The organism is Pinibacter aurantiacus, from assembly GCF_019130065.1.
In the GTDB taxonomy this organism is placed as follows: domain Bacteria; phylum Bacteroidota; class Bacteroidia; order Chitinophagales; family Chitinophagaceae; genus Pinibacter; species Pinibacter aurantiacus.
Map to the genome: position 1 here is coordinate 325,396 of NZ_JAHSPG010000002.1, position 15,923 is coordinate 341,318.

Below are 15,923 nucleotides of genomic sequence, written 5' to 3' on the forward strand. Positions count from 1 at the left end.
TATCAGGAATTTTTCAGGGAGCAAAAAACGTCCGTGTATCGAACAATGGAGGTTTAAATAATTACTGCGAACTTCATTCAGGCTGCAAAAGTGCAGTCTCTTTTTAAATCTGCCCAATCTATTTTTTTTGCTTGTCCTTCACCGTTGTAGTGGCTAAAGAAGCCATGCGGTGCCCGTAAAAGCTTGCACAATGCAATTCATATAGCTTTTTCGATAACTTTGTTCATCTAACGATTCCCAAATCTTTGACTCCATAATGAACAATCCGCTATTCCAGCATATTATCGAAGGCAATATTGAAGCCTACTCAGGATTGTACAAGGAGTACTACAAGAAATTTTATAACTACGGCAGAAAGTTTACCGACAATAAAGAATTAATCGAAGACAGTATTCAGGAAGTATTCCTTGATCTGTGGAGCAGAAAGGAGAAACTGTCGCATGTGGAATCGCCTAATTATTATTTATATTCATCCTTCCGGTATACTCTTTTAAAAAAAATAAAGCAGCGTGATAAGATCGTATTTGAGGAAGCGGAAAATGAAGATCATGCGTTTTCGGCTGAAAGCATAATTATCGATAAGGAGCTCAATGAGGAGAGGCGTGCAAAGTTGAACGAAGCGATCAAATCCCTGACCGGCAGGCAGCTCGAGGCTGTTTTTCTAAGGTTTTATGAAGGGCTTTCTTACCCTGAAGTGGCTTCCATGCTGAATATTTCTGTGAAAGCAACGTATAAGATCGTTGCCAGGAGTATATCTGCGCTCAAAGAAAAAATTCTGTTTTTATTGATAATAATTTTAGAATTTGTTAATATAAAAATGAAGTGATTTTTATAAAAAATCCCTAAGTGATGGGGTAAAATGAACAACATCGAGCACTTTATAATATAGATGGAAAAAAACTTATCCGATACATACGCACATTTTACAGAGAAAGATTTCTTTGCCGATCCTTATTTCCAGGAATGGGTCTATAATCCTACAGATGAGATCGACAATTTCTGGAAGGAAATCATAGCCATTTTCCCGGACAAGAAAGGGGATATGGAAAATGCACGCACGTATCTGAATTCCATTTCCTTTAAGCTGGATGAACCATCGGAGGATGAAATAGAAACCTCGCTGCAAAAACATTTGCAAGCTGTACAAAGTCTCCAATCTGTACAACCTGCACCGGTTATCAGAAGATCGTTCAGCAGAAATTTGACCAGGATTGCCGCAATTTTTGGCGGTGTTGCGCTGATAACAGCGGCTTACTTTATTTTTCTTCGCAAACCTGAAAGGCTTGTTGCCTCCACAAAGTTTGGAGAAACCAAACACGTAGTATTGCCCGATGGATCAGTTGTGGACCTGAATGCAAATTCATCCGTGACCTATGACAAAGATTGGAAACAAGGCGAGAAAAGGGAAGTTTGGTTAAACGGTGAAGCATACTTTGAAGTAAAGCATATAAATAAAGATACCAACGATATTCAGCCGCGGGAGCAATTTTTGGTGCACACCAAAGACGTGACTGTAACCGTACTGGGTACCACATTCGACATCAGGCAACGTCGCCTGAAAACGGAGGTCGTATTGCAAAGCGGTAAAATCAAATTGTCATTTGCTGATGGTACCGCAAAAGAAATGATCATGCAACCTGGCGAACTCGTGTCGTATGATGAGGCAAGTAAAAAAGTAGCGACACAAAATGCTTCTGCCGAACAATTTACTGCCTGGAAACAAAACAAACTTATCCTGACTGATCCAACAGTGAGTCAGATACTTGCCTATCTCGAAGACAATTTTGGGAAAAAGATCGTTGTGGAAAACCAGTCGTTAAATGATAAAGTGATCAATGGCCCTATTTTACTAAGCTCTCTGGATGACGCGCTATTCGTGCTTTCCACGGTGTTAAACACGGAAGTCATTAAAAGTGACAGCACAACCATTTTGCTGCGTTCGCGGTAAAATTTTTGCAAATATTTTTTTCAAACCTGTGGGGTAAGTTTCCACTTAAAGAGCACTTAGTAAAGAAAGTGAAGCTTTAAACTCAACGAAATGAAAAAAATACTTGCCACGATTTTAGGTGTATGCTGTTTGCTTGTCACATACGCACAGCAACAATATCCGTTCTACAACGATATACAAGCTTTTAAGCATGCAGATTCATTAAACAAACCCGCAGGAAACGAAATATTGTTCATCGGTAGTTCCTCGTTTACTTACTGGCAGGATGTACAGAATTATTTTCCCGGCCAACCAATTATTAATCGCGGTTTTGGCGGCTCTTCCCTGCCCGATGTTATCCGTTATGCCGACGATATTATTTTCTCCTACCACCCAAAACAGATCGTCATTTATTGTGGCGAAAATGACCTCGCTTCTTCTGACACTATAACTGCAGCAATTGTACTGCAGCGTGTTCAGACATTATTTTCTATAATAAGAAAACAAATGCCGGAAGTGCCATTGGTCTACATCTCCATAAAACCCAGTCCAAGTAGAAAACGTTTTATGCCCGTAATGGAAGAGGCAAACAGTTCCATTAAAAAGTTTCTTCGAAAACAGCACAACACTGCCTTTGTAGATGTGTATCACAAGATGCTGAATAAAGATGGCACCATTAAAGAAGAACTATTTAAAGCAGATCAATTGCACATGAAAGCAGAAGGATATGCTATCTGGCAGAAAGCATTAGCGCCACGTTTGAAATAACACCGCCACCATTTTAATTTTTAAAAATCACACAACGACATATGAAGTATAGTACTCTTTTTAAAAAATGTTATTTACTACTGTTGCTTGCATTGCCGGTTTGCGCACTGGCTCAAAAGAAAACTGAACTTAATCTCGCAACGTACAACCTGCGCCTGAATGTGGCTTTCGACAAAGAAAATGCATGGCCAAACAGAAAGGAAATGGTAAAGGACCTGATCCGCTATCACGAGTTCGATATTTTTGGCGTGCAGGAAGCATTGTCTGGCCAAATGAAAGATCTCGAAGAACTGACTGAATACAGCCATGTAGGCGTAGGTCGCGATGATGGAAAAGATGGAGGAGAATACTCGGCTATTTTTTACAACAACAAAAAATACCAGGTATTGAAGTCTGGCAATTTCTGGCTCTCACCAACACCAGAAAAGCCGTCCAAAGGCTGGGATGCAGCGTACATACGCATTTGCACGTGGGCCTGCCTGAAAGATAAAAAAACGGGCAAGCAGTTCTTTATGTTCAACACTCACTTTGATAATGAAGGTGTCCAGGCAAGAGAGAATGCAGCAAAGATGATCCTTGAAAAAATTGATTCGGTTGCTTCAAAAAATACTCCGGTGATTATTACGGGCGACTTCAATTCAAATCCTTCAACAAGTGCTTACGGAACAATTGTAACGAAGTTTTCCGATGCAAAATTGATTGCTCAAACAAAACCTTACGGGCCCGATAGTACTTTCAATGATTTTAAATATCAGAACTATACAAAGGTGGTAAAAGAAGGACGCATTGATTTTGTATTTGTAAATAAGAATGTGGAAGTGTTGAAATACGCGGTGCTGACGGATTCCAAGGACTTGCGTTTTCCATCGGATCATTTTCCTGTTGTTTGCAGACTCCGTTTTTAGGTCAGTATCAACATTATATATAGTTAAGCGTAACAACAAAATATGTTGTTGATGCCCTACGGGCAATGAGGCCTGTTGTGTTTAATTCTATTGATATTATTTCCCTACGGGAAAATAGCTATTGCCCGTAGGGCATTGATATCAATAGAAGATACAATGACGAGTTCAACCTTGTCCGTAGGACATTAATATGCCAACTCGGAGCTGCGTGACTTAAGAATATCCAATTCCTGATTTGCTTTACGTTCATGTTGGGTAAGAAGGATTTACATGAAAGCCATATTCTCATTTTTTTATTTCTCAAAAATTGCTTTACTAATGAAGTACTATAAACTACTTTTTTCGCTTGCATTATTAATCATTTGCAATGTAATGCAGGCACAAAATGCAAAGATGAATGCATTTGTTACTGCGTTAATGAACAAGATGACGCTTGAAGAAAAACTCGGGCAACTAAACCTTCTGACGACCGGTGAGGTGGTAACAGGTTCTGTAGTAAGCACAGGTGTTGAAAAGAAAATTAAAGATGGACAGGTGGGCGCATTGCTCAACATTACCAAAGTGGCCGATATTAAAAGGGCACAGGAAATTGCCGTTACACAAACAAGGCTCAAAATTCCGTTGATGTTTGGCCTTGATGTGGTGCACGGCTACAAAACAACTTTTCCCATTCCGCTGGCTTTATCCTGCTCATGGGATATGGACATGATAGAGAGAAGTGCAAGAATAGCTGCGATCGAAGCAAGTGCAGACGGCATTAACTGGACATTCTCTCCAATGGTAGATATTGCCCGCGATCCGCGCTGGGGCCGTATTGCAGAAGGCTCCGGCGAAGACCCTTACCTGGGTTCCAAAATTGCCGCCGCGATGGTAAAAGGTTACCAGGGTGATGATCTTTCCAAAAACAACACCATCATGGCCTGTGTGAAACACTTTGCCTTGTATGGTGCCGTAGAATCGGGACGTGATTACAACACGGCTGATATGAGCCACGTAAGAATGTACAACGAATATTTTCCGCCCTACAAAGCCGCAGTGGAAGCAGGTGCGGGCACAGTGATGACCGCCTTTAACGAAGTGGATGGCATTCCGGCAACGGGCAACAAATGGCTGATGACGGATGTGCTTCGCAAACAGTGGGGCTTCAACGGCTTTGTGGTAACTGATTTCACGGCTATTAATGAAATGATGGCTCACGGAATGGGCGATTTACAAACTGTATCTGCCTTGTCGCTTCGTGCTGGCACCGATATGGATATGGTGGGCGAAGGATTCACCGGTACACTCCCAAAATCATTGAAAGAAGGAAAGGTTTCCATAAATGAGATCAATGCCGCCTGCAGGCGCATTCTGGAAGCAAAGTATAAACTCGGGCTGTTTGACGATCCGTATCGCTACTGCGATCCGAGCCGTGCAAAGAACGAAATATATACCGAAGCAAGCCGAATGGAGGCTCGCAGGGCCGCCGCAAAAACATTTGTATTGCTGAAAAATCAAAACAATCTTCTGCCACTAAAAAAACAGGGATCGATAGCGCTTGTCGGTCCCCTGGCAAATTCCCGGGTCAACATGACCGGTACGTGGTCGGTTTCTGCTGAAAAAGAAAAACACCCATCTCTGCTGGAAGCCCTGCAGTCACAACTGGGAGCCGCCAATGTAAAAATCAATTATGCCAAGGGTTCCAACCTTACGGCAGATTCTACATTGGAAAAGAACAGCACCATGTTTGGCCGCTCACTTAACAGGGACAACAGGTCTGCGGAAGCATTGAAGAAAGAAGCCTTGGACGCTGCTGCAAATTCCGACATAATCGTAGCGGCTCTGGGCGAAGCATCTGAAATGAGCGGCGAAAGTTCCAGCAGAACCGATATTGGCATTCCCGATACGCAAAAAGAATTACTTGCAGCGCTGGTGGCTACGGGAAAACCAGTCGTGCTCGTGCTATTTGCCGGAAGGCCAATGACGCTTAATTGGGAAAACAAAAATGTTCCCGCCATACTCAACGTTTGGTTCGGCGGTTGCGAAGCCGGGGCCGCGATTGCGGATGTTTTGTTTGGCGACGTAAATCCCTCGGGAAAGCTGACTACAACTTTTCCGCAAAATGTAGGACAAATTCCCCTGTATTACAACCACAAGAACACCGGCCGCCCGCTTGCGGAAAATGAAAAATGGTTCAATAAATTCCGTTCAAACTACCTCGACGTTTCCAACGAGCCACTGTATCCTTTTGGCTATGGTTTAAGCTACACAACCTTTGCCTATAGCGACATTCAGTTAAGCGGCACACGTTTTAAACCGGGAGGCAGCATTACCGCTTCGGTTACTTTAACCAATACGGGCAGTGTTGACGGAGTGGAAGTTGTGCAACAGTACATTCGCGACCTTGCGGGCAGCATCACCAGGCCGGTAAAGGAATTGAAGAATTTTCAGCGCATTGCGCTAAAAGCCGGAGAATCGAAAAAGGTGACATTTACCATCACGGAGAATGACCTTAAATTTTACAACAGCGATCTGAAGTTTGTAGCAGAGCCCGGCGATTTCAAACTATTTATTGGCGGCAACAGCCGCGACGTGAAAGAAGCGGGATTCACTTTGCAATAGGTTGTGTCTGCCTGTTAGCAAAAAGGCTTCGACAAGCTCAGCCTGACACTCAGATCGTGCTGTCAGGCTCAGCTTGTCGAAGCCTCGTCGCACCGAAACAAAAACTGCGAAACATTTTCGACCGCAGCATACATTAAAAAGGAATATCAGCAAGCTGCCATAGTTTTCTATGGCAGCTTTTTTTTGAAAAAATTCAATGAAAGTGGTGAAAATTCGCATATAAAAGAGAAAAACAGGAGGTTTAACGGTTTACTAGGAAATCTTTATTGAAACCAATAATTTTATTAATAATCCAGATCGCCTATTTTTGCCACTCTTTGATATTTTAATTTCAATAGCATAAAAATACTTTAATGGTAGACGCAATTTTAGGCCTCCAATGGGGCGATGAAGGTAAAGGTAAGATAGTGGACTATTTTGCTCCACAATATGATGTTATCGCACGTTTCCAGGGCGGACCTAATGCAGGTCATACTCTTTACGTAGGAGGGAAAAAAGTTGTATTGCACCAGATCCCTTCCGGTGCATTTCATCAGAACACTTTGAACCTTATTGGTAATGGTGTTGTACTTGATCCCGTTACGCTAAGAAAAGAGTGCGACACCGTTGCTTCTTTTGGAGTGGATGTAAGAAAAAATCTTTTTATCTCTCAGCGAACACACCTTATTTTGCCTACGCACAGAGCGCTCGACAAAGCATCTGAAGTTTCAAAAGGCAATGATAAGATCGGTTCTACTTTAAAAGGTATAGGACCTGCTTACATGGATAAAACGGGTAGAAATGGTATTCGTGTAGGCGATTTACTTGACAAGAGTTTCACTACTTCTTATATAAAGATCCGTCTTAAGCATCAGCGCCTTTTAGATAACTATAATTTCCAGGAAGATATTAGCCAGTGGGAAGAAGAGTTCTTCGAAGCAATTGATTTCTTAAGAAGTCTGAACATTGTGAACGGCGAATATTTTATCAACGATAAAATTTCACAAGGCAAAAAAGTATTGGCAGAAGGCGCACAGGGAAGCATGCTGGATATTGATTTTGGTACGTTCCCGTTTGTAACTTCTTCCAGCACAACTACTTCAGGTATTTGCTCTGGCTTGGGTATTGCTCCGCAAAAAATTCGCGACGTAATGGGCGTAACAAAAGCTTATTGCACAAGAGTTGGAAGCGGTCCTTTCCCTACAGAATTATTCGACGAAACAGGTGAAGAATTGAGAAAGCTTGGCAACGAATTTGGTGCTACTACAGGAAGACCTCGCCGTTGCGGCTGGATTGATCTTGTGGCATTAAAATTTGCCTGCATGATCAACGGTGTGAACAAAGTGATAATGACGAAAGCAGATGTATTGGATAACTTTAAAAAACTCGAAGTTTGTACATCTTACGACGTTGATGGAAAAGAATCAAAAGAAGTTCCGTTCCAAATGACACGTCACACAATCAAACCTTTGCTGAAAGAATTTGACGGATGGAATTGTGATACAACACAGTTGACAAAAGCTGCGGAATTACCTGAAAAAATGACACAATACGTTAAATTTATTAATGAATATATTGGAGCAAATGTTTCACATATCTCCAATGGTCCTGGCAGAGAACAAATCATTGATGTGAATAAATAATTACAAGAAAATTTTCATTAAAAAATTTGGCGAATTAAAAATCTAGCTGAAATTTTACATCAAATACTTTTAGAGTATGGCATCGAAGTCTGACAAAGAAAAGAAACCAACAAAGAAAGCCGAAGAGCCGGCAAAGAAAGAGTCTTCAAAACCGAAGAAACAAGCTGAAGAAGATGATGATGATGATTTAGAAGATGATGAAGAGTTTGAAACCAAAGCTGCTTCAAAGAAAGGATCAAAGTCAAAAGAAGATGATGACGATGATGATGATCTTGAAGAAGAAGAAGACGATTGGAACAAAGTAGAAGAAGACGAAGATTGGGATCCTGATTTTGATGAATTTGATATTCCAAAATCAAAATCCAAAAAAAGCTCAAGCGGTAGTGGTACCGGCGCGACTAAGAAATCTAAATCTGATGACGATGATTTAGGTATGGATGATGATTTCAAAGACATGGATCTGTTTAACGATTCTGGTTTTGATGATGAAGACGATGACTTTTAAATCGTTTTCACCCACACATTCGTGACTAAACATTTTACATCTTTCGCAATAGACAATATTGCATTTTATAAACAGCAAATGTTGAGCTGGGGCAACCGGTTCAACATTTGCTGTTTACTGGATAACCACAACTACCATCTTCAGCATGGAAGCGTGGAATGTGTGCTGGCAGCAGGCTCACTAAAGAGCATTCAGTTGAATGCCGGCAACGCTTTTTCCTCTCTTAAATCTTTCGCCCAGGAAAATAACGATTGGCTCTTCGGGCATTTTAGTTATGGTCTCAAAAATGAAGTCGAAAACCTTTCAACAGTAAAGGAAGATCATGTTCAATTTCCGGATCTGTTTTTCTTTGTTCCGGAAACGATCATTTTACTTGATGAGAAAAGTGTTTCCATCAGCAGCGAGAAATTTTCTGCCCAGGAAATATTTGATCAACTGCAATCAACAAAACAATTTGATTCCGCTGCAAAAAACCCAGTTACTTTTCAGCAACGCTTTAGTCATGATGAGTACATTCAAACAATCAACAAACTAAAAGCGCACATACTAAAAGGAGATTGTTACGAAATAAATTTCTGCCAGGAGTTTTTCGCAGACAATATTTCAATTGATCCCGAACTTACGTATCACTCACTCTCTGCAGTTTCGCCAAATCCTTTTGCTGCGTATTATAAACTGGATGATAAATTTCTCCTATGTGCCAGCCCGGAACGTTATTTGAAAAAAGAAAACCAGCAATTGATCTCGCAGCCGATCAAAGGGACTTGGCAGAGAAACCATGAAAGTGAGGCTGGCGATGAATCTTACAAACAAGCATTATACAACAGTCAAAAAGATCGTGCAGAGAATGTGATGGTGGTTGATCTTGTGCGCAATGACCTTTCCAAAATATGCGAAGAAGGAACGGTAAAAGTGGATGAGCTGTTTGGCATTTATACATTCCCGCAAGTACATCAAATGATTTCTACCATCAGTGGAACAATGCGGAGTGATTTGCATTGGGTAGATGCTATCAAAGCAACATTTCCCATGGGCTCCATGACCGGCGCGCCAAAGAAAAGAGTGATGGAGCTGATCGATCAATATGAGAAAACTAACCGTGGCATTTATTCCGGCGCTGTCGGCTACGTAAAGCCCAACGGCGATTTCGATTTCAACGTAGTGATCAGGAGTTTAATGTACAACGAATCGAATCGTTATCTAAGTTACCAGGTTGGTGGCGGTATTACATTTTACAGTGATCCCGAATTGGAATACGAGGAATGTTTGTTGAAAGCGCAAGGGATAAAAAGGTTGTTTTAATTTGGAAATTTGATGATTTGAAAATTTGAAAATGCAGGTGCCCCGCACTAACAAATTTTCTATCCTGTTGCACATTCAAGAATGGTCGAATTGGCCCGACAATTTGCACAGAATGAATTTTCAAATTTTCAAATTTTCAAATTTTCAAATTGCCGCAACTGCGGCACCCAACGCAGCAACATTTTTCTTTTCACTGCCAACAAAAATTTTATCGTTCAAAATAACAACCGGTCTTTTCAAAAACGTATATTCTTCGAGAATCAATTTTTTATAATCGTCTTCAGTCAGTTTTTTATCCTTCAATCCCAGTTCCTTGTATTTCATAGCGCGGCGACTGAAAAGCGCTTCGTAAGTGCCAGCCATCTTCTTCATTTGTTCAAGCTGAGCCGCCGTTATTTTTTCTGTTTTAATGTCCTGCATTTCCAACCCTTTCTTCTCAATGCCCGTTTCTTTAATGATCGCCTGACAGGTGGTGCAAGTGCCGAGGTGGTAGATCTTTTTCATGGCCGCAAGGTAAGAATTAGTTGAGAGTTGAGAGTTGAGAGTTGAGAGTTGAGAGTTGAGAGTTGTTCAAAGTATCAATTTTCAAAAATATTTAAACTGAGAGGCAGCTCAAAATATTTCGCCACTGCTTTTTTAATTCTCAACTCTCAACTCTCCATTCTCAACTAATCACAGCTTCTTCCCCTAACCGGCTTGTTCTGCCACTCTAAATTGAGCGTGTCGAATAGTAGGTTTTGTTCTTCTGAAGCTGTTGTTGTAGAAAGTGTTTGCAAATCGGGTTGTCCGGCATTTACCCAGGCCGTATACCAGAAAGAAGCGACAGCAAAAATTGCATCACGCATGCGTCTTTCTACCATTCCATTTAAAAGGCGATCGTAGGCTTTGGTATAAAGAGAAGAATATTGTTTTACCAACACATTGTTGCGCTGCTCAAAAGCAAATTTTTGATCTTCATTGACGGTTTTCGAAAGCTCTTTTTCTGCACGTAAAACAGTATCTGCCGCTGCCGCGCTTTCGAGTACACGCTTCCAGATAAAATCTCCCGGATTGTCGATATATGTAGCCTTTCCTACAAAGAAGTCCCACTCATTATCTGCCAGCAATTCTGGTACGCGGCTTTCCCAAAAACCATGTATGCCGTGTTGATTGGAAAGTTGACCGTTGTGATTCATGCTTGCATGTAAGGGAACATGCGCATCTGCAATGTAGTGGCCAAGTTCTGCTGACAGTTTCAAAATACGTTGTTCGTCTTTTTCCTTAAAAGCTTTTGTGAGGCGGCTTAGCATGATTTGCACGTGCCACGGAACAATGCCATAGCTGGTGATGGTATCTACAGAATATTTCGCAACCGCGCTATCCCATTTGCGAGGCAATTCATTAAAAGGATAGCGGCCATAGTAATCAATATCGATGTAATGTCGCGGGCCTTCTTCTGCTACCAGGTAGCGACGTTTGTCGGGGTCAACGGCGTGTTTGGTAATATAGTCAATATGCGGTTTGTAGAATGCCATCATTTGTGGTGGCAACAAGAACACCGCATAGTGATTGATCTTTTGATGACCAAAAAATCCCCAGCAGAAAACAGTTTTAGAAATTGAAAGTAAAAGTGCTACAGTAATTGTTTTTTTCAGCATTAAATTGAATGATGTCCGTGATGATGATGGTGCGAATCTTCCACTTCCGCAACGCCACCGGATATCACATACTTCATGGTATGTGCTGGACTTATGCCTTCAACAACTTTTACTTTGGAAGAAGGAACAAGATACATGGCGCCGGCAAGTGAGTAAGAAAATGGTATATACACGGTTACATAATCATGAAGACCAAACTCCGAGGCGTCTTCATTGGTAATAAATCCAATTTGGTAAATATCGTTATTGTAAAGAGATACCAATACAGATTTGTTGAATTTTCTTTTGTTGCCTGCAAAGGCTTCAAAAAAATCTTTTACTGAAGAGTAAATGAACTTAACTCCTGGCGTACGTTCCAACCAATCATCAAATACACTAAAAATGCCCTTTGTTATAAAATTGGTGCTTAGTAATCCAATTAAAATAAGCGCAACTATAATGATAACAAAGCCCAACCCATAGTTGTGTGTGGTGACGTTGCCCTGCTCATCCTTACTGGTAAAAATAGGCAACAGGTTATCTATGGAAGATACAAACCAATAGATCAGATAAAAGGTAATAGCGATCGGAGCTACAACCAAAACGCCCTGCAGAAAATATTTTAATATGCTTGACCATTTAAAAGACTTACGGCCGGCAGATGAAGTGTTGTTCATAAACAAAAAATTTAACGAAAAACCTCTTTCGCAAACGTATTAAATGAATGGCGAATCATTCAAAGTTAATGGCAGGCAAACATTGTGTAAATTAAATAATCATTGCGAGATTGGGTTCAATTTGAAAATTTGAGGATTTGAAAATTTGAAAATGCGTGAAAGCAGCACGTCATTGCGAGACCGGGGGGAGTTCGGATGGTTACACTACAATCAGTAAGACTAATCTGCGGGAATCGGTCGAAGCAATCTCCCGCAGCACTCTGCAGGTGAGATTGCTTCACCACGCTTGCCTTGGTGCGTCCGGTTTCAATCGCTCATACAGTTTTCAAGTACAGTGGCTCGCAATGACGATGCGAGATTGGGAGCAATTTGAAAATTTGAAAATATGAGAATTTGAAAATGCTTTGAGTGCGCATTTCTGGATTTATTATTTGCCTCCCGATAAATCGAGCTTTAATTTATAAAATGAAAGCCACACAAAAAGAATTTTCAAATTCTCATATTTTCAAATTTTCAAATTAGGCTGCTTTAAATTTGTTCATGCAAATTCAGGAAACACAACGGGGCGATTATTTCATCTCCACCGATAAGTCAAAACTTGACATCGTATTTATTCACCAGTTTTTAAGCACGGAGTCCTATTGGGCAAAAAATATTCCTATTGATGTGGTAAAGAAGTCGATTGAAGGCTCACTGTGTTTTGGATTATATCTTGCCGGAAGGCAGATTGGCTTTGCAAGAATGATTACCGATGGAGCAACATTTGGCTATTTGTGCGATGTTTTCATAGACAATGCCCATCGCGGAAAGGGGTTGTCCAAATGGCTGATGCAAACCGTAATGCAGCATCCCGATCTGCAGGGCCTGAGAAGAATATCCCTCGCCACAAAAGACGCTCACGGCTTGTATGAACAAATTGGGTTTAAGCCCTTGAACGATGCCGACAGGTTCATGCAAATAAAGCGGGAAAACCCCTACGGCGGCTAAATTGCCGGGCAACCAAAAATTTATCATTTTTTTTGCAAAATATTTTTTGAATGACGAACCGTGTGTTTCGTCGTACCAACTCCATTAAATACAGGCTAACTCCTGAAATCCCCTGCCAGCGATAGTCTTGCGCATTAATAGAGTGTTTGGAGCAGACCGGAAAGCGCAGTAAAATTGCGCTACTTTTCAAAATTCCAGCTATGATCGGTCAGTCGTTACAAAAGAAGTTCGAGCATTTGTGGCACCTGGTAGGTAATACGCCAATGCTTGAGGTGCAATACAGATACAAAGGGAAGGAAAACTCTCTGTTTGTGAAGTGTGAGCATTATAACCTCACCGGAAGCATTAAAGATAGAATGGCATTGTACATTCTGCAGAAGGCATATGAACTAGGTCACATTAAGCCGGGCGATCTTATTGTAGAGGCTACGAGCGGAAATACCGGCATTGCATTTAGTGCCATCGGTAAAGCACTTGGCCATAAAGTACAGATCATAATGCCGAACTGGCTGAGTAAGGAAAGAATGGACATCATCGGCAGCCTGGGTGCCGGCATTACATTGATCAGTAAAGAGGAAGGTGGTTTTTTGGGGAGCATTGCGCTTTCGGAAAAAATGGCGGCTGAAGATCCCCATATTTTCCTGCCGCGTCAGTTTGAAAACAATTACAACGCTGAAGCGCACGAAAAAACAACGGGCCGCGAAATATGGATGCAGCTTCAAAGCATCGATGTAACGCCAGATGCATTTGTGGCCGGCGTGGGAACAGGTGGAACAGTGATGGGCGTGGGAAACTATTTAACCCAGCGTAATTCGAACATAAAAATACATCCCCTGGAACCCGCGGAATCTCCCACTCTTACAACAGGGTATAAAGTGGGCGCACACCGCATTCAGGGTATTTCCGACGAGTTTATCCCGGAAATTGTAAAACTGGATAAACTGGACAAAGTGGTTCAGGCATCAGATGGTGACTCTATTCTGATGGCGCAAAAACTGGCCAGCCAGTTAGGACTTGCCGTGGGTATTTCCTCCGGAGCAAACATTATCGGGGCCATTAAACTGCAGGAGGAAATGGGTGACGACGCGAGAGTAGTTACCATTTTAAGCGACAGCAATAAAAAGTATCTAAGTACCGACCTTATGAAAGACGAACCGGTTCGTGACGGCTACTATTCGCCGCAGGTCGAGTTTGTCGATTTCAAACCTATTAATCGCTTGTACAACGGTGTAAACGCCGTTCTTCAATAAATCTGTTTTCTCATGTGTTATAGCGGGGGCAATTCTTTGTTCCTGCTTTTTTTTGTTATTAACTGAATGACTGAATAACTGAAGAGAGACTGACGTTTAAGCTCAGTTATTCGGTTACTCAGTTATTCAGTTATTGCGTTAATTTTATTCTACAATCATCAAGAATGTCCACACTCACATTCACCATTATACAAACGCAACTGCACTGGGAAGACAAGGCGGCAAACCTGCAAATGCTGGAAGAAAAGATCAATAGTATCAAAGAGAAAACAGAGGTCGTTATTCTTCCTGAAATGTTTAGCACAGGCTTTAGCATGCAGCCCGAAAAGCTGGCGGAGACAATGGATGGCGAAACCATTGCATGGATGAAGCGGATAGCGGCACAAAAGAGAGTTGTCCTCACAGGAAGCTTTATTGCCAAAGAGGGAGAGGATTACCACAACAGGCTTGTGTGGATGCTGCCAACGGGACAATATGGTATTTACAACAAGCGACATCTCTTTGCCTATGCAGGCGAAGACGCACACTATGCCGCTGGCAAAAAAAGACTCATTGCCTCGGTAAAAGGCTGGAAGATTAACCTGCAGGTTTGCTATGACCTACGGTTTCCATTGTGGGCAAGACAACAGCAAACGGAAGAAGGCGCAGAATATGATGTGCTGATTTACGTGGCAAACTGGCCCGAACGCAGGCATCACGCATGGAAGACATTACTGCAGGCAAGAGCCATAGAAAATCAGTCGTTCGTGATTGGCGTAAACCGGGTAGGCGATGATGGAAACGGTATTTACCACAGCGGCGATAGCATGATCATAGATCCGTTGGGCGAAATTTTATACCACAAGGTTCATGATGAAGATATTTTCACCATAACATTGCAAAAGAAAACCATTGACGAGATACGGGCCAAACTACCGTTTTTAAAAGACGCCGATTCCTTTATGCTGCTTGGCCAGGATTGGGCGGCGGGCGATGGGGATGGGCAATAGTTGAATAACTGAATAACTGAATAACTGATGAGTTTATAGTTGTTGGTTGTTAGTTGTTAGAAGAGAATGGTTCGCGTAAAGTCTAACAACTATTAACTATCAACTAACAACTTTGTCTTAGTCACTCAAATTCCTTATCAATGATAAACTTCAAAAACTTCCTCAACGAAGAACAGGATCCGAAAGCAGTGGAAAAGATTTCGGAAAGATTGAACAGCATGCTCATGACCGGTGAAGACGTGCAATACATTGCCGTTCAAAAAAAGCCTGCGATTAATCTTACGCCGGATTGCCTGGTGCTTACCAACAAACGAATTATTGTTTTCAGACCGAAAAATCTTGGGCTGGCAATGGACCTCGAAGATTATATCTGGAGAGATGTTTTGAGCTGCCATCTGAAAGAAAATATCTGGGGTTCTGAGTTTACCATACAAACAATTGACGGAGCGGTCAACAAAATAGATTTTCTACCTAAGGCACAAGCCAGAAAACTATACACCATGGCCCAGGAACAGGAGGAGATTCAAAAGGAAGTGCGCCGTCAGCGGGATCTCGAGGAGAAAAGAGCCAGTGCGGGAAGGCTGGTGGTTTCTGGTCCAACGGCGCAATCGCAAACAAATGCTGAGTCGCAAAAGCAACAGGACGATCCTGTGGCCGTTTTACAAAAACTGAAAACCCTCCTGGATAATAAACTCATTTCACAAGAAGAATATGATGCAAAGAAAGCAGAAGTGCTTTCAAGGATGTAGTGGGCACACAGATGACACTCCCGCC

General features: G+C 41.8%; 15 protein-coding genes. 12 read left to right on the plus strand and 3 right to left on the minus strand.

What is annotated here, in order from left to right; genetic code table 11:
- Window positions 1-256: 256 nt before the first annotated feature.
- From KTO63_RS04700 to KTO63_RS04735, 8 genes are all read left to right on the plus strand, one after another.
- Complete coding sequence (locus KTO63_RS04700; RefSeq protein WP_217790047.1) at window positions 257-826, plus strand: RNA polymerase sigma factor; 570 nt, start codon at window positions 257-259, stop codon at window positions 824-826.
- A 63-nt stretch (window positions 827-889) separates the two neighbouring features.
- Complete coding sequence (locus tag KTO63_RS04705; protein ID WP_217790048.1) at window positions 890-1,948, plus strand: FecR family protein; 1,059 nt, start codon at window positions 890-892, stop codon at window positions 1,946-1,948.
- 90 nt (window positions 1,949-2,038) lie between these two features.
- Window positions 2,039-2,695, plus strand: coding sequence for a GDSL-type esterase/lipase family protein (locus KTO63_RS04710; protein WP_217790050.1), 657 nt, complete (start codon window positions 2,039-2,041; stop codon window positions 2,693-2,695).
- A 41-nt stretch (window positions 2,696-2,736) separates the two neighbouring features.
- The gene (locus KTO63_RS04715; protein WP_217790052.1) at window positions 2,737-3,600 is read left to right on the plus strand and encodes an endonuclease/exonuclease/phosphatase family protein; all 864 of its coding nucleotides are present in this window, start codon (window positions 2,737-2,739) and stop codon (window positions 3,598-3,600) included.
- Window positions 3,601-3,918: 318 nt separating this feature from the next.
- A complete protein-coding gene (gene bglX / locus KTO63_RS04720; protein ID WP_217790054.1) occupies window positions 3,919-6,201 on the plus strand; it encodes a beta-glucosidase BglX in 2,283 nt (760 codons plus the stop codon).
- Window positions 6,202-6,554: 353 nt separating this feature from the next.
- Window positions 6,555-7,823 carry an adenylosuccinate synthase gene (locus KTO63_RS04725; RefSeq protein ID WP_217790056.1) on the plus strand — a complete coding sequence of 423 codons (1,269 nt, stop codon included), beginning with the start codon at window positions 6,555-6,557 and terminating at the stop codon, window positions 7,821-7,823.
- Window positions 7,824-7,899: 76 nt separating this feature from the next.
- Entirely contained in the window at window positions 7,900-8,328 is a 429-nt protein-coding gene (locus KTO63_RS04730) for a hypothetical protein (RefSeq protein ID WP_217790058.1), read from the plus strand.
- Window positions 8,329-8,349: 21 nt separating this feature from the next.
- Window positions 8,350-9,630, plus strand: coding sequence for an anthranilate synthase component I family protein (locus tag KTO63_RS04735; protein ID WP_317195737.1), 1,281 nt, complete (start codon window positions 8,350-8,352; stop codon window positions 9,628-9,630).
- A gap of 144 nt (window positions 9,631-9,774) precedes the next feature.
- Here the strand turns inward: KTO63_RS04735 and KTO63_RS04740 are convergent, their stop codons facing one another.
- The 3 genes from KTO63_RS04740 to KTO63_RS04750 all read right to left on the minus strand — a co-directional run bounded on the left by KTO63_RS04740 (window position 9,775) and on the right by KTO63_RS04750 (window position 11,923).
- Window positions 9,775-10,134, minus strand: a complete 360-nt coding sequence (locus KTO63_RS04740) for an arsenate reductase family protein (RefSeq protein WP_217790059.1) — start codon at window positions 10,132-10,134, stop codon at window positions 9,775-9,777.
- A gap of 164 nt (window positions 10,135-10,298) precedes the next feature.
- On the minus strand, window positions 10,299-11,267 hold the full coding sequence (locus KTO63_RS04745; protein WP_217790062.1) for a zinc dependent phospholipase C family protein: 969 nt from the start codon (window positions 11,265-11,267) through the stop codon (window positions 10,299-10,301).
- Window positions 11,267-11,923, minus strand: coding sequence for a DUF502 domain-containing protein (locus tag KTO63_RS04750; protein WP_217790063.1), 657 nt, complete (start codon window positions 11,921-11,923; stop codon window positions 11,267-11,269). Before KTO63_RS04750 ends, KTO63_RS04745 begins: the two co-directional genes overlap by 1 nt.
- A 540-nt stretch (window positions 11,924-12,463) precedes the next feature.
- On the opposite strand from KTO63_RS04750, the gene KTO63_RS04755 reads away from it, so the two are divergent.
- The 4 genes from KTO63_RS04755 (at window position 12,464) to KTO63_RS04770 (ending at window position 15,898) form a co-directional block, all read left to right on the plus strand.
- Window positions 12,464-12,910 (plus strand): GNAT family N-acetyltransferase, encoded by a 447-nt coding sequence (locus KTO63_RS04755; RefSeq protein WP_217790065.1) that lies wholly within the window; start codon window positions 12,464-12,466, stop codon window positions 12,908-12,910.
- 200 nt (window positions 12,911-13,110) lie between these two features.
- A complete protein-coding gene (locus KTO63_RS04760; protein ID WP_217790066.1) occupies window positions 13,111-14,160 on the plus strand; it encodes a PLP-dependent cysteine synthase family protein in 1,050 nt (349 codons plus the stop codon).
- 164 nt (window positions 14,161-14,324) lie between these two features.
- Complete coding sequence (locus KTO63_RS04765; protein WP_217790068.1) at window positions 14,325-15,149, plus strand: amidohydrolase; 825 nt, start codon at window positions 14,325-14,327, stop codon at window positions 15,147-15,149.
- A 140-nt stretch (window positions 15,150-15,289) separates the two neighbouring features.
- The gene (locus KTO63_RS04770; protein ID WP_217790303.1) at window positions 15,290-15,898 is read left to right on the plus strand and encodes a PH domain-containing protein; all 609 of its coding nucleotides are present in this window, start codon (window positions 15,290-15,292) and stop codon (window positions 15,896-15,898) included.
- Window positions 15,899-15,923: the final 25 nt, after the last annotated feature.

What these genes read in the sequence shown, in the direction of transcription:
- KTO63_RS04700 (WP_217790047.1), top strand. Translation starts at nt 257, where the DNA reads ATGAACAATCCGCTATTCCAGCATATTATCGAAGGCAATATTGAAGCC.
- KTO63_RS04740 (WP_217790059.1), bottom strand. Translation starts at nt 10,134, where the DNA reads ATGAAAAAGATCTACCACCTCGGCACTTGCACCACCTGTCAGGCGATC.
- KTO63_RS04760 (WP_217790066.1), top strand. Translation starts at nt 13,111, where the DNA reads ATGATCGGTCAGTCGTTACAAAAGAAGTTCGAGCATTTGTGGCACCTG.
- KTO63_RS04705 (WP_217790048.1), top strand. Translation starts at nt 890, where the DNA reads ATGGAAAAAAACTTATCCGATACATACGCACATTTTACAGAGAAAGAT.
- KTO63_RS04765 (WP_217790068.1), top strand. Translation starts at nt 14,325, where the DNA reads ATGTCCACACTCACATTCACCATTATACAAACGCAACTGCACTGGGAA.
- KTO63_RS04730 (WP_217790058.1), top strand. Translation starts at nt 7,900, where the DNA reads ATGGCATCGAAGTCTGACAAAGAAAAGAAACCAACAAAGAAAGCCGAA.
- KTO63_RS04715 (WP_217790052.1), top strand. Translation starts at nt 2,737, where the DNA reads ATGAAGTATAGTACTCTTTTTAAAAAATGTTATTTACTACTGTTGCTT.
- KTO63_RS04750 (WP_217790063.1), bottom strand. Translation starts at nt 11,923, where the DNA reads ATGAACAACACTTCATCTGCCGGCCGTAAGTCTTTTAAATGGTCAAGC.
- KTO63_RS04755 (WP_217790065.1), top strand. Translation starts at nt 12,464, where the DNA reads ATGCAAATTCAGGAAACACAACGGGGCGATTATTTCATCTCCACCGAT.
- KTO63_RS04710 (WP_217790050.1), top strand. Translation starts at nt 2,039, where the DNA reads ATGAAAAAAATACTTGCCACGATTTTAGGTGTATGCTGTTTGCTTGTC.
- KTO63_RS04725 (WP_217790056.1), top strand. Translation starts at nt 6,555, where the DNA reads ATGGTAGACGCAATTTTAGGCCTCCAATGGGGCGATGAAGGTAAAGGT.
- bglX (WP_217790054.1), top strand. Translation starts at nt 3,919, where the DNA reads ATGAAGTACTATAAACTACTTTTTTCGCTTGCATTATTAATCATTTGC.
- KTO63_RS04745 (WP_217790062.1), bottom strand. Translation starts at nt 11,267, where the DNA reads ATGCTGAAAAAAACAATTACTGTAGCACTTTTACTTTCAATTTCTAAA.
- KTO63_RS04770 (WP_217790303.1), top strand. Translation starts at nt 15,290, where the DNA reads ATGATAAACTTCAAAAACTTCCTCAACGAAGAACAGGATCCGAAAGCA.